This window comes from Nocardia sp. NPDC004573 (assembly GCF_053602135.1).
In genome coordinates, this window is the sequence record NZ_JBSGDA010000034.1 from 1 (window position 1) to 23621 (window position 23621).

The window sequence follows — 23621 nt, forward strand, 5'->3', positions numbered from 1 at the left end:
ACCAGCACCACCTCCACCGGCAGCATCACCGGCAACAGGTCCACGATCAACCCGACACCCGGTTACCGAGGCAACCTACTTGGACGAGGCACTAGTCGAGCGCGGCCCAGGATTCGATGATGGTGCGAGCGATCGAGATCGAACCGGGCAGCAGCAACTGGGCGCCCTCATCCCGCTTCGACCAGTCGCCCACCGCCAGCGCTTCGCGCACCTGCGCGCGCGTGAACCAGGCGGCCTCGGCGATCTCCCCGTCGGAGAAGATGAGCGGCTGTTCCGGATCGGCGACCGCCGCGAAGCCCAGCATGAGCGAGCGCGGGAACGGCCACGGCTGGCTGCCCAAGTAGCTGATCTCGCGCACGTCGAGACCGACTTCCTCGCGCATCTCCCGCTCCACGCAGCGCTCCAGCGACTCGCCCGCCTCGACGAATCCCGCCAGCAGCGAGAACAGCGATTCGGGCCAGGCGTGCTGGCGGGCGAGCAGCGCCCGGTCGCCGCCGTCGTGGATCAAGCAGATCACCGCCGGATCTATGCGCGGGAACTCCTCGTAGCCGCTCTCGGTGACGCGCGACCACCCGCCCTTCGACGAGGTGGTCACCGTGCCGTCCGCACCGTGGAAACCGGCCTTGTCGTGCCAGTTCAGCAGCGCGATCGCGGTGGACAACAACCCGGCGGTGCGGTCGTCGACGGCGCCGCCCGCCAGCACGCGCAAGTCGGTGAGCGTGCCCTCGAGCTCCGGATCGCGCACCGCCCAGAGATGGATGCCGTCCTCGACCCCGAGGAATACCGCGGCCGGGCTCGGCTCCGCCGACAACTCCAGGGCCGGTTCCAGGAGCAGCACACCGTCCTCCAAGCGCACCTGCCCGCGGCGGTTGACCCGCAAGAGTTTCGCGGCGGCCCAGCCCTCCTTCAGAGCCTGCGCGTCACCCCGGATCAGCTCGGCGCGATCGATCACGGAACGGGACAGCAACGGAACACCATTGAGCTGAAAAGCCGGCACGCTTCGAGACTATCGCGCCCGAGCTACCGCCCGGCTCCCGGTAGGGTCACTTACCAGCGCGACGGATGTACAGCAGTTTGTCGCCGGACTCGACCGCGTCGACTTCCGGCTCGCCCACCCGGTACAGCACCCCGTTGCGCACCACGCCGAGGACGATGTCGCTGAGATGCCGTGGCGAACCGCCGATCTCGGACGGCTCCACCTCGCGCTCCGCGACGGCGAAACCCTCCTCCGGGGTGAGCAGGTCTTCCATCATCTCCACGACCGTGGGCGTGGTGGTCGCGATGCCGAGCAACCGGCCCGCCGTCTCCGATGACACCACCACCGAGTTCGCGCCGGACTGCCGCACCAGGTGCGTGTTCTCCGCCTCCCGGATCGACACCACGATTTTGGCGGCCTTGTTCAGCTCCCGGGCGGTCAGGGTGACCAGCACGGCGGTGTCGTCCCGATTGGTGGCGACCACCACCGACTCCGCGTGCTGCGCGCCGGCCAGCCGGAGCACGTCGGACTGGGTAGCCGACCCGTGCACGGTGACCAGGCCGGCGTTCGCGGCCGCCTCCAACGCGACCACGTCGGTGTCGACCACCACGATGTCGTCGGGCTGCACCCCGTCGCCGAGCATGGCATCGATCGCGGTCCGCCCCTTCGTGCCGTATCCGACGACCACGGTGTGATTGCGCACGGTGTGCCTCCATCGCTGAATCTTGAAAGCCTGCCGGGAACGTTCGGTCAGCACGCCCAGTGTGGTTCCGACCAGGACGATCAGGAAAAGGATGCGCAGCGGGGTGATGATGACGATGTTCGCCAGCCGCGCCTCGGGCGTCACAGGATGGATGTCGCCGTATCCGGTGGTCGACAGCGACACCGTCGCGTAATAGAACGCGTCGAGGAACGACAGTTCGTTACCCGAGTTGTCGTGATAGCCCGCGCGCCCGAGATACACCACCAGCGCGGCCAGGAACAGCAGCGCCGTGGCGAACAGCACCCGCCTGGTCAGCGAGATCCACGGGCTGCTCTGCACTTCCGGGATGCGCAGCACACCGACCAAGGCGAAATCGGGACGGCTGGCCAGCCCCAGGCCGCGCGCTCGCTCACCGAACACCGGACGCACCCGTCATCTCGTCGCTCGTGTCGGTCATCCCCGGTATTCCTTGTCGCTCCGGCACAGCAGGGCAGCCTACTGTGTTTGTTCTTCCAGCGCCTGCGGCGCTGGGTGTTCGCGGCCCGGCTCGGGCCGCGAACGGCGGATGCTCGGTCTCGCTTCGCTCGAAAGACGTGGGTGCGGTGCGCTGAGCGTGTTGGTGTTCGAGCTCGGGACTCGGTGTGCGGCGGCATTGGATATCGAGTCGAGCGGTCCAGGCTGCGGGTGGCCCCGGTTCGACGCGCAGGGGCGTAGATGTAAGGGTGCCTCATGGCTGAAAATTCGCTGACATCCGTATCCGACGGCGGGCGGCGGCCTGCGCTGGCCCTCGCCGCGCTGCTGTTCGGGGCCGGAGTGTTGCACTTCGTCCGGCCGAAGCCGTTCGATTCGATCGTGCCGCGCTTCCTGCCCGGCAAGGCTCGCGACTACACCTACGCTTCCGGCGTGGCCGAGATCGGCGTCGCCGTCGCCCTCGCGATCCCGCGTACCCGCAGCTTCGGCGGACGGATCGCGGCGCTGCTGTTCATCGCCGTGTTCCCGGCCAACGTGCAGTTCACCGCGGACATGCTGGCCAGCGAGAAGGCGCCGCGGTTGCTCAAAGCCGGCTCGGCCCTGCGGCTGCCGCTGCAGATCCCGCTGATCACTCAGGCGCTGGCGGTGAGCCGGCGGGCGCGGCGTTCCTGATCAGCTCGGCCAGTTCCTCCGGACCGGCCAGGTTCACCGGCGCGATGGTCCGCCCGGTGCGCACGTAGTGGAACGCGGCGCCGATCCGGTGCAGCATCTCGTGCTCCGGCCGTCCCTCCCGCGCGGCCATCAACCGCGCCCAGGCCAGGCGGTAGACGGCCAGCTGCATGGCGACCGCCGGTTCCTCGGCGGCGCCGGGTTCGGCGCCGGTCTTCCAGTCGACGACGATCCAGCGCCCGCCCGGTTCGGCGAACACCGCGTCCATCCGGCCGCGGATCACGGTGCCCGCGATCGAGGTCTCGAACGGGATCTCGACCTCGATCGGGCTGCGATCGGCCCAGCGAGAATTCAGGAACGCCTGCTGCATCGCGGTCAGCTCGGCGTCCAGCCCCGCGTCGGCCGCGCCGCTGTCGGCCGCCCCCGGCAATTCGTCCAGACCCAGCAGTCGCGTGGAGCCGAACCACCGCTGCACCCAGGCGTGGAAGGCGGTACCGCGACGGGCCAGCGGGTTCGGCGGGTAAGGCAATGGGCGACGCAGGCGAGCGGCGAGTCGCGCCGGGTCGGCGCGCAACTCGACCAGAGCGGTCGCCGCGATCTGTCCGGGTAGCTCGACCTCCTCGGCGGCCGTCGCGGCCGCCTGGTGCTCGGCCAGCAGGGCGTCGACATCGGCGGCCCAGCCTTCGGGATCGTCGGGATCCGGGGCGGACTGGATGTGCTCCGGTCGATACGGGTCCTCGGGTGGAGGCGGCGCGAAGCCGGTCGCGGCGAATGCCCGTTCGTCGGACAAGTACTCCTCGACCGGGTCGGGTCCCGGGCCGGAGTAGGGCTCGATGTCCGCGTAGGGGTCGGCGTATTCGGTTGCCGTGAAATCCGCGAAATCGTCGGGCGGATACTCGTCGTCGGGCGGGTAGTAGAACGGTTCATCCGCTGAACCACCCGTCTGGTCGCCAGGCGGAAGGTGGTTCGCTCGGCTCGCGGGATCCGGCTCGTCGGCGCGCGGATAGTAGGCCGGTTCAGCGGCGTCACCCGACTCGACGCCCGACGGATCAGCAGCCGACTCACCAGAGCCACCCCACTCGCCGCCCGACGGGCGGTAGTCGGGTTCCACTGCGCGATCCGGCCTCACCTCGGCCGGGTCGTAGGCTCGTTCGCCCGCGGACTTCGGCTCGGCGCGCGACGGGGACGAAGCCGCCGCTTCCATGAAGCCCGGCTCATCGTCGGCAGGTGCAGGAGGGTTCCGAGTCCGGCGGTTCGGGCCGATCCTGGGCTCCTGATCGCCGCGTCCGGCATCGGCGCGGAGGTCGGCGAGGGCGGCGCGGACCAGCGCGGCGCCCTGTTCGATCGGGTCGCGGCGGGTGCTGAGCGGGTCGCGGGGCCACTCGGCGGTCGCGGGATTGTCGGTGAACGGGTTGACGGCGTCGGCGGCGGGCGGGTCGTCCCAGCGGTCGATCGTGAGGACGCCGTGCGCCGGGCTGCCGGTGTCGTCGTTCGCGTGCTTCAGTTCCAGCAGGAAGTCCGAGGGGCCCTTCGGGGTATTGCCGGTCTCCGCCCAGTAGTGCGCCGAAACCAGCAGCACACGTTCGGTTCTGGTGAGCGCGACGTAGAACAGGCGGCGTTCTTCCTCGATTCGGCGGCGCTCCAGCGCTTCCTTGTGCGCCTTGATCGCGCGATCGAGGTCCGCCCGGTCGTACAGATCGGTGAGATCGAGCACCGGCACGCCCTCGGCCGCGTCGTCCTGCCGACGGTCTCCCCGCAGCGAGGTCGGCAGCTCGGCGAGCGCGCCCAGCCACGTGCCGGAACCGACCTTGGACGGGAACACGCCCTCCACCACGTGTGGGACCGCAACGATTTCCCATTCCAAGCCTTTGGCCGCGTGCACGGTCAACACCTGCACCCGGTCCTTGGCGACCTCGACCTCGCCGGGCTCCAGGCCGTTCTCGACCTCCTCCGCGGCGGCGAGGAACGCGAGCAACCCGCCGAGCGAGGCGCCGGTGTCCGCGGCGTATCCGGCCACCACCTCGGCGAACGCGTCCAGATGCTCGCGCCCGGCTCCGGTGCCCGCCATGGCGCGCCGGGTCTGGGTCTCCACCCCCACGCCGATGGTGCGCTCGACGTCGGCGACCAACTCCGCCAGCGGCTGCCCGCTGCGTTCGCGCAAAGCGGCCAGCTCCCGGCCCAGCGCCTCGATACGGGCGAAGCCTGCGGGCGAATAGTTCTCCGCCGGACCGGGATCCGCGATCGCGTCGGCCAACCCGGCCTGTTCGGCGGGTTCGGGCGCCACTTCGCGCAACGCCTCGTCCAGCGCGGCGCCGTCGGTGATCTCGGCCGGGCCCTCCGACCCGGGACGCCGGATGGACAGGTCCCTGGCGCGGCGGGCGAGCGCGGCGATGTCGGCGACTCCGATACGCCAGCGTGCGCCGGTCAGCACGCGCATGCCCGCGCTGCCCGACCCCGGTTCGGCGATCAACCGCAGGGTGGCGACGATGTCGGCGACCTCCGGTGTGGCGAGCAACCCGCCGAGCCCGACGATCTCCACCGGCAGTCCTTGCGCGCGTAGTGCTTCCGCGAGCGGCGCGGCATCGGCATTACGACGCACCAGTACCGCCGAGGTGGGCGGCTGCTGTTGCGCCGCCCGCCGGGCTGCCCACTCCGCGGCGATCCGCTCGGCCACCCACTCCCGTTCGGCGGCCACGGTCTCGGTCGACGCCAGCGCGACCACTCCCGGCCCGGCGTCGGGTTTGGCCCGCAACGCGTCGACCGTCACGCCGCCGCCCTCCAGCGCCTTGCGCCGCAATGGTTCCGCGACGAGATTGGCCAGCGCCAGCGCTTCCGGCGGATTGCGCCAGCTGGTCAGCAACGCCAGCGTCGGAGCGGGCACGCCCGCCGCACTGGGGAAGTCGGTGGCGAACCGGGGCAGATTCGCCGCCGAAGCGCCACGCCAGCCGTAGATCGACTGCATCGGGTCGCCGACGGCGGTCACGGCAAGGCGCTGGGCTTCGCGCGGGCCCGGGGTGTGGTCGCGTCGCCGAGGTGCGGCGTGCGGGTCGTGCGCACCGGCGAACCTCGGTTGCCCTGCTCTTTCCGTATCGACGTCGGAATCGTGCTGCGGAGAGTCACCGGCGCGAGCGTCGGCGGTCTGCGAAAACCCGGTGCCCGGTGGCACATTCGGATCGCGCTTGCCCTCGGCCGACCGCTGGGCACGGCTGTCCTGCGCACGCCGGTCGGTGGCCGGAGCCGCAGCGTCGTCCGAGGACCACAGTTGCCCCGTGGACGGCTCGAGATGCGCCTCCTGCGCACCGGGGCGTGCGGAGACGCTTGCGATCGGCGCATCCGAACCGCTGGGGTCGCCGCGCGACTCGCGCCCGGAGCCGCTCCTACCCGGCACATCCGAACCCCGAACGACATCGCGCGACACGTCCGCCGAACCGCTTCCACCCGGCACATCCGAACCCCGAACGACATCGCGCGACACGCCCCCCGAACCGCTCCTACCCGGCACATCCGAACCCCGAACGACATCGCGCGACACGTCCGCCGCCGTGCCGCCGCCCGACTGATCTCCGCCCGCCGTCGACGACTGTGGATCCGGCTCCTCTGGATCGACCACGCCGACGTGACTGGAGTTTCTTTCCAGCACAGTCGGATCGGTGTACTCGGCTGCGCCGGAGATCCCACCGCTTCGCGCCGGTTCACCCGAGAGCGGCTCGCCGAGGGTGCCGCCGGGCGCGCCGGGGTGTGCCGCCCGCGGGACATCGGCGGAAACATCCGCGTCAGCCGGATCTCGCCCTCCGGCAGCACCCAAATCGCCGTGCGCGGCTTGCGTCGGTGCCGCCGAGTCCGGCGCACCGCCGAACAGGGCGGCGAGCAGAACTCGCTGCGCGTGACCGGTGTCCTGGTACTCGTCGAGCAGGACCAGGCGGAAGCGGGCGCGTTCGGCGGCGGCGACCTCGGGATGCTCGGCGGCCAGGCGGGCGGCGAGGGACATCTGCGCGCCGAAGTCCAGTGCGCCCCGGCGGCGCAATGCCTCGGCGAGCTCCTGAACCAGGGGCAGCAGTGCTACCCGCTCCCGCTGCACCTGCACGATGTTCAGCAGCGTCTGGCTCGGCCCGCCCCGCTGCCGCGGACCGGCGGGCAGTGTGTACACCAGCTTCGCCAGTTCGGTGTGCGCCTCGGCCAGATCTTCGGGTTCGACCAGATGCTCGGCCAGTTGCCCGGACAACGCGAGCACCGCCTCGGTGACCGACACCGGGGTGCGCTCGGTCTCCAGGTCGCCGTCCCAGGTGCGAACCACCTGGTGGGCGAGCTGCCAGAGCTGGGTCTCGGTGAGCAGGGTCGCCGAGGGCTCCACCGGAAGCAGCAGGCCGTGTTCGGTGAGCAACCTGCCCGCGTACGAGTGGTAGGTGCTGATCTCCGGTTCCGCGCCGGTCAGCTGGGCGCGCAAGCGGCCGCTGGGGTCGAGTTCGCGCAGCAGCGGCGCGCCGGCGAGCCGGGCCAGTCTGGTCCGGATGCGGGCGGTGAGCTGCTGGGCGGCTTTGCGCGTAAAGGTCAGTCCGAGCACTTCGTCCGGGAGGACGAGCCCGTTCGCGACCATCCACACCACTCGCGCTGCCATCGTCTCGGTCTTGCCCGCGCCCGCGCCCGCCACCACCAGGGTGGGGCCGGGCGGCGCGGCGATCACGGCGGCCTGTTCCTCGGTGGGCGGTGGCAGGCCCAGGGCCTGCGCCAGCTGCTGCGGCGTCACCCGCCCGGTCACGGCGGCGCCCCGGCGACCGGCCGCGGCGAGACCGACGGCGCGCTCACTCGTCGGTCACCTGCCTTCCGCGGTCCTGCACGGGGCAGCTGCCCGCCACCGGGCAGTGGCGGCATCCGTCGTTGCGCATGGCGAGGTAGCTGGGGCCCTGAGTGGACGCGGCGGCCTGATGGATGGTGTCGCGCCAGTGCTCGAGCGCCTCGGCGTCCAGCGGCGGCTGCATGCGCTGAGTAGCGCCCTCCACCTTGCTCGGCTTCGCGACGTACACCAACCGCGCACCGCCGGGCTCGCCGGTGGCTGCTTCCGCGTCGGCGGAGCCGGATTCCGCCGGTGCGTCGAGCGCGCCCGCGGCGGCCGCCACCTGGTAGGTGGCCAGCTGCGCGTGATCGACGGCGGCCTGCTTGGTGATCGGGGACTTGCCGGTCTTCACGTCGACGATCACGAATCGGCCCTGCGCGTCGCGCTCCAGCCGGTCGATGCGGCCTCGGATCCGTACCGCGGGTTCGTCTTCGGTGCGCCCGGGCAACACACAGTCCACCGGCACCTCGACGCCGGCCTGGGTGAGTTCGCCGCGGGTGTTGCGGACCCAGGCCAGGAAGGTCTCCAGCATCGCCTCGGTGCGGCGCAGCTCCTGGCGGGAATGCCAGCCTGTCCCGGGATCCACCGCCTGCCAGGCGCGATCCAGCGCCGCGTGCACTTGGTCCTCCGGCACCCGGCCCGCCAGCGCCTGCACCAGCGTGTGCACCAGGTTGCCCTTGACGGCGTGCGGATTATCGCCGTCGGTGCCGCCGTGGCGTTCCAGCGCCCAGCGCAGCGGGCAGGTGCGCAGCAGTTCGACCGTGGAGGGCGACAGCGCCACCGCGCCGTCGTCCTCGGTCCACAGCGGACGCCCGGAGCTGAGTTCGGCGGTGCCGTACCAGTCGTCAGGATGGGTGCCGCGCACACCCGCGTCCGCCAGGCGCGCGAGCTGATGCGCGGCGCGCCGCCTGCGTTCCGGGTCGGCCTCGGGATCGCAGACGACGCCGCGCAATTCGGCGACGAGCGAGTGCATCACCAGGGCGCGCCCGGGGTCGACCACCGGAAGCGCACCGGGCTCGCCGTCGTCGTCGTGGCCGAGCAGTTCGGCGAGAAAGCGCGAGGGCACCAGATCGCGTTCGCCCGAGACCGACTCCACGGCGGTGACCAGCAGCGATCGCCGGGCCCGGCTGCACGCGACGAGCAGCAGCCTGCGCTCCTCGGCGAGGATCGGCGCAGCACGGCTCACCCACTCCCCCGCATCCGACACGCCGGCGGTGAGATCGATCAAATCCTCGGTGCGCAGCAGGGTGCCGCGGGCGCGCGGGTTGGGCCAGATGCCCTCCTGGACGGCGGCGACGGCGACCACATCCCATTCCCGCCCGGCGGCGGCGTGCGCACTCAGCAGCGCCACCGCCTCGCCCGGCAGCGTGCGCGGCGCCGCGTCCTGCGGAATCTCCTGCTGAGACAGGTATTCGACGAATCCTTCGATGCTCGCGCGCGGCAGCCGGTCGACGTAGGCGGCGGCCGCGTCGAACAACGCGACCGCGGCGTCCAGATCGCGATCGGCCTGCATGCCGACCGCGCCGCCGCGCTCCGACTGCGCCACCCAGCGCCGCTCCAGCCGGGAACAGGTCCACAGCGCCCACAGCACGTCTTCCAGACCCGCACCGCGCCCGCGCGCCTTGCGTGCCCGATGCAGCGCGTCCAGCACCCGGCGCAGCGGCGCGGCCTCGACCTCGGTGAGCCGGTTCAGAATCCCCGGATCGCCGGTTCCGATCAGCAGGTCACGCAGGACCACGGCGGAGGGGCGGTCGAGGTCCGCGTCGCGGTCCGGATCGTCGTCGATCTCCCCACTTCGCGCCCCGGCGCGTACCGATTCCAGCACCGCGCGCCGGATGCCGCGCCGCAGCCTGCGCAAGGCGATCTGGTCGGCGCCGCCCAGCGGCCCGGACAGCAGGTCGAGGGTGTCCTCGGGTTCGAACGAAGGCTCCGCGCCCTGCTGCGCCGCTTCACCGGCCAGAACCGCGCGCAGCGACAGCAGCATCCAGGCCGCGCCCCGCCTGCGCGCCAGCGGAGTGTCCAGCGCGGGCTGCTGCACCGGCACGCCCGCGGCGAGCAAAGCGCGCCGCAGCGGGGCCAGCGACAGCGGCACCGAACGGACGATCACCGCCATCCGCGACCACGGCACCCCGCCGGTGAGATGCGCGCGACGCAAGTGGTCGGCGATGAGCGCGGCCTCCTTCGCGGGCGTGGCCAGCACGCGCACCCGCACCTCGGTGCCGTCCTCCCGCGGCGCGCCATGTTCGGGCACGGGGATGCGCTGGGCCGCACTGCCCGGCAGACGTGCCGCGATCCGCGCGACCGCCAGCTCCACCCGACCGCCGAACCGATGACTGTCGCGCAGCACGATGCGCCGCTCGGGCGGCACGTCGAGCTCGGCGACGAACCGCGCGTCCGCGCCGCGGAAGGCGAAGACGGCTTGATCGGGATCACCCGCGATCACCGTGGTCCGCGCACTGTGCCCGATCGCCTTGATCAGGATCGCCGCCTGCGGGTCCAGGTGCTGCGCGTCGTCGACGAGCAGGTATCTGATCCGTGCGCGTTCGGCGGCAAGCAGGTTCGGATCGGCGGCCAGCGCGTCCAGCGCCGCGCCGACCAGTTCGGCGGCGTCCAGCGCGGGCGCGGTGGCCTCCGGCGCCTCGACCCCGACCGACCAGCGCAGCAGCATCGTCTGCTCGTAGCGGATGGCGAACCGGCCCGCCGCCACCCACTCCGGCTTGTCGTGTTCCCGGCCGAGCCGCACCAGGTCTTCCGGCCCGATGCCGCGTTCGGTGGCGCGGAGCATGAGATCGCGTAACTGCTCGGCGAACCCGCCGAGCGCGAGCGCGGGCCGCAGTCGCTCCGGCCACAATCCGCGCGCGCCGTCGGCCATGTCGGCGAGATCACCGCGGAGCATCTCGCGCAGCACCGCGTCCTGTTCGGCCCCGGTCAGCAGACGCGGCGGCGGGTTGCCGTGCGCCGTGGCATGTCGGCGCAGCACGGAGAAGGCGTAGGAATGCAGGGTGCGCACCAACGGTTCCCGGGTGGCGCCGGGCACACCGCCCTCGGCGCCGGGCTCGGGTCCGCTCAGCCGCGTGGTGACGGCGTCGCGCACGGCACTCGCCGCCTGCTTCGAATGGGCCAGTACCAGCACGGATTCCGGGTCGGCCCCGGCCGCGATGCGCTCGGCGGCGAGATCGACCAGCAAAGCGGTCTTGCCCGTGCCCGGCCCGCCGAGCACTTGCCAGGGCCGCCACCCGGGACGCGCGGGACCGGCCTCGGCCGCGGCGTCCAGCAGCGCGCGAACGTCGGCGCCCCAGTCTCGCGGCCGGGGCGCCACCACATTCCGGCGAACCAGTCGCACCGCGCCATCCGATCGCACCACGCGGGCTATTGCAACAGACACGACCGACACGCCGGTACACGCCTCCGCCCGACCGGCGCTGCGGCCGATCGCGACGCAGGTCAGAATGGACCGGTGTCTGTCTTGAATGTCCACCGGTTCGGTCCGACGACGGGACCGGTGGTGCTCGCCCTGCACGGTGTGACCGGTCACGGCAAACGCTGGGAAGACCTGGCGACCCGGCACCTGCCCGACGTCCGGGTACTAGCACCCGATCTACGCGGGCACGGACGCTCCACCTCGCTACCGCCGTGGAACTTCGAAACCATCGTCGAGGACCTGGTCGAACTGGTCGGCACGGAGGCCGACGGCCCGGTCGTGGTCGTCGCGCACTCCTTCGGCGGCGCGTGCGCGCTGCACCTGGCGCATCGGCATCCCGAACTGGTGCGCAAGCTGGTATTGCTGGATCCGGCCATCGCGCTGGAACCGGAATGGCTCAACGAGATCGCGCTGTCCACCCTGGTCTCGGCCGACTACGACAGCGTCGAGCACGCGCGCCAGGACAAATTGGACACCGGCTGGGGCGACGTCGAGCCGCGGTTGCTCGAAGCCGAACTCGACGAACATCTGATGCCCACGGCCGACGGGCGCTTCGGCTGGCGGATGAGCCTGCCCGCCGTCAACTCCTACTGGGGCCAGCTGGCCCGGCACTGGGTGCTGCCGCCCGCCGATCTGCCGACGGTGCTGGTGCAGGCGATGAAGGTGCACCCGCCGTTCGTCACGCCGGAGTTCCGCGCGGCGCTCACCGAGCACATGGGCGCCAACCTGACCGTGCTCGAATGGAACTGCGATCACATGGTCGCCCAGGCGTATCCGGCGCAGACCGGTGAGCTGGTGCGCTCGGTGCTCTGAGCCGATGCCGACCACCGACGCCCAGATCGAGCAGGTCCGCGCCCTGGTGGCGGCGGTGCCACCCGGCCGGGTGGTCACCTACGGCGACATCGCCGCGGCCGCCGGGCTGTCCACGCCGCGCACGGTGGGCTGGATCATGCGCACCGACTCGGCCGACCTGCCCTGGCATCGCGTGCTCGGCGCGAGCGGCAGACCCGCCGCGCACCTGGCCCACCGCCAGTTGCGCCTGCTCGCCGCGGAGGGCGTACCGATCAGGGACGGGCGCGTCGACCTGCGCGCCGCGCGCTTCCCGTTGCCCGATCTCCCGGGTGCGTGAGCGCCCCGCACCGAAATTCCTCCCTGCCGCAACGGCGGCCAGTACCGTGGATCCATGCCCACCCGCCTGGCATGTGTCGTGTTCGATGCCGACCGCCCGCGTCCGGTCGCGGATTTCTGGGCCGAACTGCTCGGCTGGAGCGTGACCCTCGACCGTCCCGACGAGGTGAACGTCGCGGCCCCCGACGCCGACGGCGGCGAACTGGCGCTCACCTTCCTGCCCGCGATGCGGGCCAAGGTCGGCAAGAACCGCCTGCACCTCGATCTGGCCACCCGCTCGCTGGACCACCAGCGCACCCAGGTGGACCGGGCGCTGGCCCTGGGCGCGCGAGCGGTGAACATCGGCCAAGGCGCGGTGCCGTGGGACGTGCTCGCCGACCCGGAGGGCAACGAGTTCTGCGTGCTCGAGCCCAGAGAGGAGTACGTGGACACCGGAGCCGTCGCCGCGGTCGTGGTCGACACGCGCGACCCGCAGCGCCTCGCCGAGTTCTGGTCGGCCGCCACCGGCTGGCCCGCCACCCGGCGCGGCGAGCGGCTGGCCGGGCTGCGTTCACCGACCGGTCTCGGCTCCTGGCTCGAGTTCGTGCGCACCCCCGAAGCGGGATCCGGCCGGACCAGACTGCGCCTGGATCTCACCTCGTTCCCGGCCGACGACCGGGCCGCCGAGGTGGCCCGGCTACACGCCGCGGGCGCGACGACGGTCGACCGGGGCGCACCGGCGCCGGACCGGCACACCGATCTGGTCCTCGCCGACCCGGAACGCAACGAGTTCCGGCTGCTGCCACCGGCCCGCTTCTGGTCGAACGCCTGATCGACGCCGTCCGCTGCCGGGCTTCCCGGCGGTGACGAATTAGCATGGCCGCCATGGTGTACCTAGCTCGAGGTCGTGGCGTGTGACCGCCGCCGACGCGATCGTGCTCGCGGGCGGCCGGGCCAGCCGGATGGGCGGTGTGGACAAACCGGCCATCGTCATCGGCGGCCGTTCCATGCTCGAGGTGGCGCTCACCGCCGTGGCCTCGTGCGAGCACACGGCGGTGGTGGGGCCGCACCGGCCCGAGCTTTCGCCGGAGATCATCCAAGTCCGCGAGGTGCCGCCCGGTTCGGGTCCGGTGGCGGCGATCGAGACCGGTCTGCGCGCGCTCGGCTCCGCCGCCCCGCTGGTGGTGGTGCTCGCCGCCGACCTGCCGTTCCTGTCGCCGTGGGCGGTGACCGAGCTGATCCGGCACGCCACCGAATCCGGCGCGGACGCAGTGTTCGCGGCCGACGAGTCGGGGCGGCCGCAGTACCTGATCGGGGTATGGCGGCGCTCCGCGCTGGCCGCGGCGCTGGACGAACTCGGCGCGTTGGTCAACCAGCCGATGAAGGCGCTGATACCCGCCGCCGCCGCGATCATCCCGCTCCCCGGCGTCGGCGATTGCGACACCGAGGAGCAGGTGCGGCAGGCCAGAGCGGCGGTCGACGCACCGCGGCAGCAGCCTCCGCTGGATCTCGCCGAGGCGCGAGATATGCTGCGCGACAGCCTTTCCCGGCTCACCGCCTACGAAGCCGACCTGCGTTCGGTGCTCGGCGCCGCGCTCGCAGGCCCGCTGACGGCGGCCGGTCCGCTGCCTCGTTTCGACGTCTCGGCAATGGACGGATACGCGGTGGCGGGCGACGGACCGTGGCGCCTGCGCCGCGACATCGGCTTCGCCGGCGGGCGGCGACCGGTGGGATTGCTGCCCGGCGAGGCGGTGCGCATCGCGACGGGCGCGCACGTCCCTGACGGTACGACGCGCGTGCTACGCGACGAGTTCGCGCATATCGCCGACGAAACGCTCTACCGCCTGCCGGACACCCCGCTGCGCGACGACATCCGCCGCCGCGGCGAGGACCGGGAGGCCGGTGATCCGGTCGCGCCGGAAGGCACGCCGGTGACCGCGGCGCTGATCTCCGCGGCCGCCAGCGTCGAGGTCGGCGCGGCGGTGGTGCGCGGCCCGGTACGCGCGCGCATCGTCATGACCGGTGACGAGATCCGCAGCGAGGGACCCCTGCAGGCGGGGCAGACGCGCGACTCGATCGGCCCGATCCTCCCGGACCTGTTGTCCTGGTGCGGTATTCGCACCACCGATCGGGTGCACCTGCGCGATACCCCGCACGGCTTCGACGAGGTCCTCACCGTCGCGCCGGATTGCGACCTGCTGACGATCGTCGGCGCGACCGGCGGCGGGGCGGCCGACCAGCTCCGCGCCGCGTTGACCCGCGCCGGAGCCGAGATCGTGGTGCCACGGCTGCGGCTGCGTCCCGGCGGTTCCACCGTCGTCGCGCAGCTCGTCTCGGGCACCACGGTGCTCGGCCTGCCCGGCAACCCCTTCGCCGCAGTGGCGACGCTGCTCGCGCTCGCGCCCGCGATCGTCGAGGGCCGCACCGGCGCCTCTCCCGCCCGCCCGCTGCGCGGCCCGCTACACAACGCCGCGGAGATCACCGCGCCGGTACCGCGCATCGTTCCGGCACGCGCCGCCGACGAAGGCGGCTGGATCGGTGACCCGGCGATCCGCACGGCACATCTCGGGGGCCTGGTCGACCGCGACGGCCTGGTCGTCGTCCCACCCGGCGCCGAGGACGGCGCGATCGTCGAATTCCTGCCGCTGCGCCGCTGAGCGCTCGAGCTGCGGGCCGCGAACGGATTGCGCCCCTTCACTATCAAGGCGACCACGAGCGCGCTGGAAGACAAGACAACGCCGGCCCCTCGGCGATCTCGGCGAAACCCGTTTTGTCGCAGCATGTTCCGCCCCCCGCGGCACGCCACTCGCATCGCATGCCCATGTCCCCGCGACAGCTGAATTCGATTCGACGCAATATGCCGACAGTGCCGAACCAAGCGATATCGAACTAACGGACCCGCCTTTCGCACGTTTGTTCCGAGTCACTCGATATCAGCCCGCCCACAGCCGTAGCAGGAAAATCCGACGCGCGGTAGATGCGAGTCTTATTTGTTATTCGAAACCGCACCCCAAGGCACCCCCACCTGGGCATATGCACGAACCGGCCGCTCATGGCCATATTTTTCAATTCCCCTTCCGGAAGCCATATCTGCTCGCTATCGTGAGTTCGTTAGGCGAATATCAATCCCCCGGAAAGGACCGTGTGGAGATGACTGAAAAGTCGAAGAAAACGCCTAAGAAAATGCCGAAGCAGATGCCGAGGCAGCAGCAGCAACAGCGCCAAGAGCAGGACATGCGCGAGGGCGCGGACATGGAAGGCCGTCGGGGCATGAAGAACGACATGCCCGACCGGCGCGGCGAGCAGGAGCGCCGCCGCTAATTCATCTGCGCCACCCGCGCCGCCGGCCCCACCTCCTCCCGGGACCGGCGGCAGCGGTCGTTTCGGACCGGCGTGCTTACCCCGAAGGTAATTGTCACCCCACGCAAGGCGGACCTACCGTCGATTCGACGCCATTCCCGGTGTCATCGAACGAAGGAATGCCAAACGCCATGTCCGCCTATGGCTTCGCCCACCTCCGCAGTCGCAGGCCCCATCCCGACATCCTGGAATACCTGGAACGCATCCAGGCCACCTTGGACCCGTTCGGCGGTCGCTTCGTCATCCACGGCCCGCCGGTCGAAGTCGTCGAGGGCAGCTGGCCCGGCAGCATGGTGCTGATCGAGTTCCCCGGGATGACCGCAGCCCGGGAGTGGTACCACTCGCCCGCCTATCAGGAGATCCTGCCGTTGCGCGCCGAGCACATCGACGGCGACCTGCTGCTCATCGAGGGCGTCGGCCCCGGCTACGACCCGCGCGAACGCGCCGCCGAGCTGCGCGCCGCGTCCGGCTGACGCGATTTCGGCGCGCCGTCCCCGTCCGATACCGTTGACCAGGCACGACACGGCTCGACGGGATAAGGACGCTGATGGACGACAGCTCTCTGGTCTGGGACGACGGCGCGCTCGTCACCATCGACCAGCGCGGACTGCCGCACGAAGTGCGCAAGCTGCGGCTGAGCACCGTCGACCAGGTCATCGACGCGATCCGGACGCTGGCCATTCGCGGCGCGCCCGCCATCGGCATCGCGGGAGCGTTCGGCGTCGTCCTGGCCACCGCGGCGCACACCGCGGACGGTGTGGTCGACGAAGTGGCGGCGCAAGCCGAGGCGGATCGGATCGCCGCCGCGCGGCCGACCGCGGTCAACCTTGCCTGGGCCGTGCGAAGGGTCCGGGCGAAGGTGGGTCATGGCGCCGACGCGGTCCTGGCCGAGACGCTGGAAATGCTCGCCGAGGACGGCCGGGTCAACCGGGCCGCCGCCACCAACGCCGCCGACCTCGTACTGAGCCTGTGCCCGGACCGGCCGCTGCGGGTGCTCACCCACTGCAACACCGGAAGGCTCGCGACCAGCGCGTTCGGCACCGCCATCGGAACGCTGCGGGTGCTGTCCGAGCGCGGCGCGCTCGAGCACGTGCTGGTGGACGAGACGCGCCCGCTGCTGCAAGGCGCGCGGCTGACCACGTGGGAACTCGCCGAGGCGGGCATCCCGCACCGGCTGACCATCGATTCCGCCGCCGCCTGGGCGATGGCGACGGGACAGGTCGACTGCGTGCTGGTCGGCGCCGACCGGGTCACCGCCAACGGCGACGTCGCCAACAAGATCGGCACCTACGGTCTGGCGCTGGCCGCCCGCCACCACCGCATCCCGTTCGTCGTGGTGGCCCCCGAGTCCACCCGCGACCTCTCGATGGCCACGGGCGGGGAGATCGTCGTCGAAGAACGCGCGGCGGCCGAGGTGACCGGATTCGGCGGTGTCGCAACCGCTCCCGCGGACACCGAGGTCTTCAACCCGGCGTTCGACGTGACGCCGGGTGAACTGGTGACCGCGGTGGTCACGGAGAACGGCGTCGTGCACCGCGGCGATCCGTCAGGCGGGCCCGCGGCCGCGAGCACCGCCCCGGAACTCGGATCCGATCTGTCGCCCGGCGCGGCCATCGCCGACCTCGCCCGCGAGCTGTACCGGCGCGGCTGGATGCCGGGCACCGCGGGCAACATCTCGGTGCGCACCGGCGCCACCGCCGTCGTCACCGGAAGCGGTTTGTCGAAGGGCGAACTCACCGCGGCCGACATGGTCACCGTGCGCGTGGCGGACTCCGCGCCCGTCGCAGGCCACGGGCGCAGGCCTTCCGCGGAGACGACGATCCACACCGCCGTCTACCGGACCCGCCCGGCCGGGGCGGTCGTGCACATCCATCCACCGTTCGCCACGGCACTGGCCACCCGCTCGGCGGTCCCCGGCACGCTCGGCACGTTGCGGATCACCGACTACGAGCTGATCAAGGGGCTCGGCGGCGACGATCCGGCCGTCGCGGAGATCCCGGTCTTCCCGAACTGGCCCGAGGTGCCGCGTATCGGAGCGGACATCGAGCGCTACCTGCTCGACCATCCCGACGCGCTGCCGGTCCTGATCATCGCCGGGCACGGGATCACCTCGTGGGGCGCCGATCTCGCCCAGGCGCGCGATCGCGCCGAATGCCTGGAAGCATTGTGTGAGCTGGTGTCCCGCACCGCCGGCCCGGCCGCTTTCGGCCCGCGCGACGAATTTCTCGAGATTGGACTGACATGACCCTCCTGCAGGTGATGGCCGCGGCCGACGCGGCCGACGTGCGCGTACGCACCGGCGACGACGAGGTGATCGGCACCGAACTGGCCGAGCGCGGCATCACCTTCGGCCGCTGGCCGGTGGTCGAGAACGCCGCGTCGGTGCCGTCGGAGGAATTGCTCGCGCACTACGCGAAGAACGTCGCGGAACTGAACGAATCCGGCCGCTACAAGCACATCGACATCGCCCGCATCCATCCCGACGACAGCGACCCGCAGTGGCCGCAGACCGCCGCGGGCGCGCGCGGGAAGTTCCTCGACGAGCACCGGCACGCCGAGGACGAGGTGCGCTTCTTCGCTGCCGGGCGCGGCTGCTTCTACTTGCACCTGGGCGAGGAGGTCCTCGCGGTGGTGTGTGAGGGCGGAGACCTGCTTTCGGTGCCCGCGGGCACGCTGCACTGGTTCGACATGGGCGAGCGCCCGGATTTCATCGCCATCCGCTTCTTCGAAGAAGAGGACGGCTGGGTCGGCGACTTCACCGGCGACAAGATCAGCGCGGGCTTTCCCACCCTCGACGAGCTGCTGACCGCGCCGTGATCCAGGCCGTCGTCGTCGACATCGAGGGCACCACCAGCCCCACCGCCGCGGTCCGCGAAGATCTGTACGGCTATACGCGGGAGCGGCTTCCGGCGTGGCTGGCCGCGAACAGCTCCGCGGCCGCGGCGCCGGTGCTGACCGCGACCAGGGAACTGGCCGGGCGTCCGGACGCGGACCCGGAGCAGGCCGCCGCGATCCTGCGCGAATGGCTCGACACCGACGTCAAGGCCGAGCCGCTGAAGACCGCGCAGGGTCTGATCTGTGCGGAGGGCTTCCGCAACGGCGCGCTGCACGGCGAGTTCTTCCCGGACGTGCCTCCGGCGCTCGCCGCGTGGCACGAGGCCGGGCTCGCGCTGTACGTCTACTCGTCGGGATCGGTGCGCAATCAGCGGGACTGGTTCGCCTTCGCGCGCGGCGGCAGCATGTCCGAGCTGATCAGCGGGTACTTCGATCTGTCGACGGCAGGCGGCAAACGGGAATCGTCCTCCTACGACAAGATCGCCGGAGCCGTCGGGGCGCCCGCCGAGCGCATCCTCTTCCTGTCCGACCACCCCGACGAACTCGACGCCGCCGTCGCCGCCGGATGGCGGGTCGTCGGCTTGGCGCGTCCCGGCGAGCCCAATCCGCCTCGGCCGCCACACCGCTGGGTCGGCACGTTCGCCGACATCGATCCCACCGCCCAGGCCTGAACGCGGGATACTTCGGGGGTCCGGCCCCCCACCGCCCGCACGATCACGTGCGGAACGGGTCATGATCAGCTCGCACACCGTGATTCGGCGTCGAATGCCGGAACCGAGCGTCCGCCGTCGCCGGGCAGAGTGGCAGTGGTGACGAAACCGCAGGCCCGGAACCGGCGAACCGCGGCGGCGCAGCCGACCACGAGGCAGTTCGTCTCGGTTGGTTCGGAACATGGCTTGCCTCATCGCAATCCAGCGACGTGCCGCGGACACGAGCCTGCGTCACGCTCCACCACCACCGTGTGACCGGGAGCCGGCGGCCGGTCGACCGCGCGGCCGATTCGCGTTCAGCCCCGCTCGCCGGCGGATGACAGCGTCATCCAGCCGGTGGTAGCCAAACCGGCCACGACCACCACCGTCCCGCCGCGGCACAGGCGGCGCCGGATCGGGCGCAGCCCGGCGCCCACCGGAATTTCTCGTCGCCGGGCGAAATTCCAGCGAATTGTGATTGCGCTTACAATACATTGCGGGGAAACCGCGAGCGAAACTCATCGGGACGGATAAAACACACTCCGGAGACGACCGATCCGATGTGTTAACAAATGTAAAGCACTGGAGAACCAGCCGTTTCCAAAGCATCACCGACGCACCCGTGAGCCGACCCCTCGGATACAAATCAGGCCAGCTCAGAGCGTTTTTCCCCTGGTCGGACCGCCGCATGCCACGCGGAAACCGCGCGCCACCGTGACCACCACGTTGCGCCGATCTCACAACTCACCACACCACCGAATGGGCTGTGAGAAAGGGGTTTGGCCAGCCGTGCACGCCTCTTTACAGTCGGAACATCAACCCGATCGCACAGCTCGAAGGGGACGTCGTGGTTAATTCGCGTACCCAGGGTCACGTACCCTCCGCCCCGGCCACCGACGCCGGGGACGCGCTCCTGCGGCTGGGGAAATATTTCCACCGGGGCGAAGTGTCGTCCGATCACCGGACGCTGCACAAGGTCGGCGGGCGCAGCGCCGACGAGTTCTACCGCGACCGCTGGTCCCACGACAAGGTGGTGCGCTCCACGCACGGTGTGAACTGCACCGGGTCGTGCTCGTGGAAGATCTACGTGAAAGACGGTGTGATCACCTGGGAGTCGCAGCAGACCGACTACCCGTCGGTGGGCGCCGACAAGCCGGAGTACGAGCCGCGCGGCTGTCCCCGTGGCGCGTCGTTCTCCTGGTACACCTACTCGCCGGCCCGGGTGCGCTATCCCTATGTACGCGGCACGTTGCTCGAGCTGTACCGGGAAGCCAAGTCCCGGCTGAAGGACCCGGTGCTGGCCTGGGCCGATGTCGTCGAGGACCCGGAGAAGGCGCGCAGCTACAAGGCCGCCCGCGGCAAGGGCGGATTCGTGCGCGCCGAGTGGTGGGAGGCGGCCGAGATCGCCGCCGCGGCACACGTCTACACGATCAAGCAGTACGGCCCGGACCGGGTGGCGGGGTTCTCGCCGATCCCGGCCATGTCCATGGTCAGCCACGCCGTGGGCGCGCGGTTCATCTCGTTGCTCGGCGGCTCCATGCTGTCGTTCTACGACTGGTACGCCGACCTGCCGGTGGCCTCACCGCAGGTGTTCGGCGACCAGACCGACGTGCCGGAGTCCGCGGACTGGTTCGACGCGGGGTACCTCATCATGTGGGGCTCGAACGTGCCGGTCACCCGGACACCGGACGCGCACTACATGACCGAGGCCCGCTACCGGGGGCAGAAGGTGGTCGTGGTCTCCCCCGACTACGCCGACAACACCAAGTTCGCCGACGAGTGGGTGCCCGCCCGTCCCGGCACCGACGCGGCCCTGGCCATGGCGATGGGCCACGTGGTGCTGAAGGAGTTCTTCGTCGAGAAGAGCACGCCGCGCTTCCTCGACTACATCAAGTGTTTCACCGACCTGCCGTACCTCATCACGCTCGACGAGCACGACGGGGCATACGTCCCCGGGAAGTTCCTCACCGCCGCAGACCTCGGCCGAACCGGTGAGGGCGTGGAGTTCCAGACAGTCCTGCTGGACGCGCAGGCACAGCCGGTCGTGCCCAATGGGTCGCTCGGTCATCGGTTCGGTGAAGAAGGAACCGGACGCTGGAACCTCGATCTGGGGGACGTCGATCCCCTCCTGAGTCTGTACGGCCGCACCGACGACGCTGCGGCCGTACGGATTCCCCGCTTCGACAGCGACACCCCCGGCGTGCTCACCCGAGGCGTGCCGACCACAACCGTCGCGGGCAGGCGCGTCACGACGGTCTTCGATCTGCTGCTGGCGCAGTACGGCGTCGGCCGCGACGGCCTGCCCGGGACGTGGCCCAGCGGCTACGAGGACGCGGACGAGCCGTACACCCCGGCCTGGCAGGAGGCCATCACCGGCGTGCCCGCCGTGCAGGCCCAGCGCATCGCGCGGGAGTTCGCCGACAACGCCGACCGTTCCGGCGGCCGCTCGATGATCCTCATGGGCGCGGGGACCAATCACTGGTTCCACTCCGATCAGATCTACCGCGCGTTCTTCACCTTGACCCTGCTGACCGGCTGCCAGGGCGTCAACGGCGGCGGCTGGGCGCATTACGTCGGGCAGGAGAAGTGCCGCCCGGTCACCGGCTGGTCCACCCTGGCCTTCGGCCTGGACTGGCAGCGGCCGCCGCGGCAGATGCAGGGCACGGTGTTCTGGTATCTGACCAACGATCAGTGGCGCTACGACCCGTTCACCGCGGAGTCGTTCGCCTCGCCGCTCGGCGCGGGCAAGTTCGCCGGTCGCACGGCCGCCGACAACATCGCGCTGGCCAGCCGGCTCGGCTGGATGCCGAGCTACCCCACCTTCGACCGCAATCCGCTCGACCTGGTGGACGAGGCCGAGGCCGCGGGCAAGACCGCGCCCGAGCACGTGGTGGACGGGCTGAAGTCCGGCGACCTGAAGTTCGCCTGCGAAGACCCGGACGCGCCGGAGAACTTCCCGCGCTGCCTGACCGTGTGGCGGGCGAATCTGCTCGGCTCCTCCGGCAAGGGCAACGAGTACTTCCAGCGCCACCTGCTCGGCGCCGACTCCAACCTGCAGACCACCGACGCCACCGGCGTGCGGCCGCAGGAGCTGAACTGGCGCGAGACCGCCGCCACCGGCAAGCTGGATCTGCTGCTGTCGCTGGACTTCCGGATGACCAGCACCACGCTGTTCTCCGATATCGTGCTGCCCGCCGCCACCTGGTACGAGAAGCACGACCTGTCCTCCACCGACATGCACCCGTTCGTGCACGCCTTCTCCCCGGCCATCTCGCCGCCGTGGGAGGCCAAGACCGACTTCGACGCGTTCCACCGGATCGCGCGCGGTTTCTCCTGGATGGCCGAGAAGCACCTGGGCAAGCGCAAGGACATCGTCGCCGTGCCGCTGCAGCACGACTCGCCGGACGCGACGGCGCAGGCGGGCGGGCGCGTGCTGGACTGGAAAGCCGGTGAGTGCGAACCCATTCCGGGCAAGACCATGCCGAAACTGGTGGTCGTCGAACGCGATTACCCGAAGCTGGCGGAGAAGATGGCCGCGCTGGGGCCACTGGTCGACACGCTCGGCGTCACCACCAAAGGTGTCACCACCTACCCCGACCAGGAGGTCGAGTACCTCGCCGGGGTGAACGGCACGGTGGTGTCGGGTGTGGCGCAGGGCCGTCCGTCGCTGGCCAAGGACACGCACGCGGCCGAGGCGATCCTCGCCCTGTCGGGCACCACGAACGGCCGCCTGGCGGTGGAGGGATTCCACGCCCTCGAGCGCCGCACCGGCACCCAGCTGGCCGACCTGGCCGCCGAGCACGAGGGCAAACGGATCACCTTCGCCGACACCCAGGCCCGTCCGGTGCCGGTGATCACCTCGCCGGAGTGGTCGGGCAGCGAGACCGGCGGCCGCCGGTACTCGCCGTTCACCATCAACACCGAGCGGCTCAAGCCCTGGCACACGCTGACCGGGCGGCAGCACTTCTACCTCGATCACGACTGGATGATCGAGCTCGGTGAGCAGCTGCCGATCTTCCGTCCGCCGCTGGACATGACCGCGCTGTTCCGTGAGCCCACGATCGGCGAGGTCGGCGACAAGGGCGTCACCGTGCGGTATCTGACCCCGCACTCGAAGTGGTCGATCCACTCCGCCTACCAGGACAACCTGCACATGCTGACGCTTTCGCGGGGCGGGCAGACGATCTGGATGTCCGATCGCGACGCGGCGAAGATCGGGGTGGCCGACAACGACTGGATCGAGGCGATCAACCGCAACGGCATCGTGGTGGCGCGCGCCATCGTCAGCCACCGCATGCCGGAGGGCACGGTGTTCATGTACCACGCCCAGGACCGCGCGGTCGACGTGCCGCGCATCGAGGGTCTCGGCGAGGACACCAAGGGCCGGGGCAAGCGCGGCGGCATCCACAACGCGCTCACCCGCATCATGATCAAGCCCTCGCATCTGATCGGCGGCTACGCGCAGCAGTCCTTCGCGCTGAACTACCACGGCCCCACTGGAAACCAGCGCGACGAAGTCACGACGATCCGCAAACGGTCGCAGGAAGTGGAGTACTGAC

15 protein-coding genes are annotated in these 23621 nt (G+C 70.9%); 11 read left to right on the top strand and 4 right to left on the bottom strand.

The window, feature by feature from the left end; genetic code table 11:
• Positions 1 to 91: 91 nt before the first annotated feature.
• Both nudC and ACWEKR_RS32620 read right to left on the bottom strand, forming a co-directional pair.
• Positions 92 to 997, bottom strand: coding sequence for an NAD(+) diphosphatase (gene nudC / locus ACWEKR_RS32615; RefSeq protein ID WP_452357766.1), 906 nt, complete (start codon positions 995 to 997; stop codon positions 92 to 94).
• A gap of 46 nt (positions 998 to 1043) precedes the next feature.
• Positions 1044 to 2099 carry a potassium channel family protein gene (locus tag ACWEKR_RS32620; RefSeq protein ID WP_452357767.1) on the bottom strand — a complete coding sequence of 352 codons (1056 nt, stop codon included), beginning with the start codon at positions 2097 to 2099 and terminating at the stop codon, positions 1044 to 1046.
• Between the two features lie 309 nt (positions 2100 to 2408).
• On the opposite strand from ACWEKR_RS32620, the gene ACWEKR_RS32625 reads away from it, so the two are divergent.
• Positions 2409 to 2822, top strand: coding sequence for a DoxX family protein (locus ACWEKR_RS32625; RefSeq protein WP_452357768.1), 414 nt, complete (start codon positions 2409 to 2411; stop codon positions 2820 to 2822).
• Here the strand turns inward: ACWEKR_RS32625 and ACWEKR_RS32630 are convergent.
• On the bottom strand, positions 2779 to 7575 hold the full coding sequence (locus ACWEKR_RS32630; RefSeq protein WP_452357769.1) for a UvrD-helicase domain-containing protein: 4797 nt from the start codon (positions 7573 to 7575) through the stop codon (positions 2779 to 2781). The two genes, ACWEKR_RS32625 and ACWEKR_RS32630, sit on opposite strands and share 44 nt — an antisense overlap.
• Positions 7576 to 7618: 43 nt before the next feature.
• Positions 7619 to 11035 (bottom strand): ATP-dependent helicase, encoded by a 3417-nt coding sequence (locus ACWEKR_RS32635; protein ID WP_452357770.1) that lies wholly within the window; start codon positions 11033 to 11035, stop codon positions 7619 to 7621.
• 72 nt (positions 11036 to 11107) lie between these two features.
• Between ACWEKR_RS32635 and ACWEKR_RS32640 the strand changes: the two genes are divergently transcribed.
• From ACWEKR_RS32640 to ACWEKR_RS32685, 10 genes are all read left to right on the top strand, one after another.
• A complete protein-coding gene (locus tag ACWEKR_RS32640) occupies positions 11108 to 11884 on the top strand; it encodes an alpha/beta fold hydrolase (protein WP_159849497.1) in 777 nt (258 codons plus the stop codon).
• Between the two features lie 4 nt (positions 11885 to 11888).
• Positions 11889 to 12200: an MGMT family protein gene (locus tag ACWEKR_RS32645; protein WP_159849499.1), complete on the top strand. Its 312-nt coding sequence runs from the start codon at positions 11889 to 11891 to the stop codon at positions 12198 to 12200.
• A 54-nt stretch (positions 12201 to 12254) separates the two neighbouring features.
• Entirely contained in the window at positions 12255 to 13010 is a 756-nt protein-coding gene (locus tag ACWEKR_RS32650) for a VOC family protein (RefSeq protein ID WP_452357771.1), read from the top strand.
• Between the two features lie 82 nt (positions 13011 to 13092).
• Positions 13093 to 14835, top strand: coding sequence for an NTP transferase domain-containing protein (locus tag ACWEKR_RS32655; protein WP_452357772.1), 1743 nt, complete (start codon positions 13093 to 13095; stop codon positions 14833 to 14835).
• A gap of 493 nt (positions 14836 to 15328) precedes the next feature.
• On the top strand, positions 15329 to 15499 hold the full coding sequence (locus ACWEKR_RS32660; protein ID WP_159849505.1) for a hypothetical protein: 171 nt from the start codon (positions 15329 to 15331) through the stop codon (positions 15497 to 15499).
• A gap of 170 nt (positions 15500 to 15669) precedes the next feature.
• Positions 15670 to 16011 (top strand): DUF1330 domain-containing protein, encoded by a 342-nt coding sequence (locus tag ACWEKR_RS32665; RefSeq protein WP_452357773.1) that lies wholly within the window; start codon positions 15670 to 15672, stop codon positions 16009 to 16011.
• 74 nt (positions 16012 to 16085) lie between these two features.
• Positions 16086 to 17783 (top strand): S-methyl-5-thioribose-1-phosphate isomerase, encoded by a 1698-nt coding sequence (gene mtnA / locus ACWEKR_RS32670; RefSeq protein ID WP_452357774.1) that lies wholly within the window; start codon positions 16086 to 16088, stop codon positions 17781 to 17783.
• On the top strand, positions 17780 to 18355 hold the full coding sequence (locus tag ACWEKR_RS32675; RefSeq protein WP_452357775.1) for a 1,2-dihydroxy-3-keto-5-methylthiopentene dioxygenase: 576 nt from the start codon (positions 17780 to 17782) through the stop codon (positions 18353 to 18355). Before mtnA ends, ACWEKR_RS32675 begins: the two co-directional genes overlap by 4 nt.
• The gene (gene mtnC / locus ACWEKR_RS32680; RefSeq protein WP_452357776.1) at positions 18352 to 19044 is read left to right on the top strand and encodes an acireductone synthase; all 693 of its coding nucleotides are present in this window, start codon (positions 18352 to 18354) and stop codon (positions 19042 to 19044) included. Before ACWEKR_RS32675 ends, mtnC begins: the two co-directional genes overlap by 4 nt.
• An 865-nt stretch (positions 19045 to 19909) precedes the next feature.
• On the top strand, positions 19910 to 23620 hold the full coding sequence (locus tag ACWEKR_RS32685) for a nitrate reductase subunit alpha (protein WP_452357777.1): 3711 nt from the start codon (positions 19910 to 19912) through the stop codon (positions 23618 to 23620).
• Position 23621: the final 1 nt, after the last annotated feature.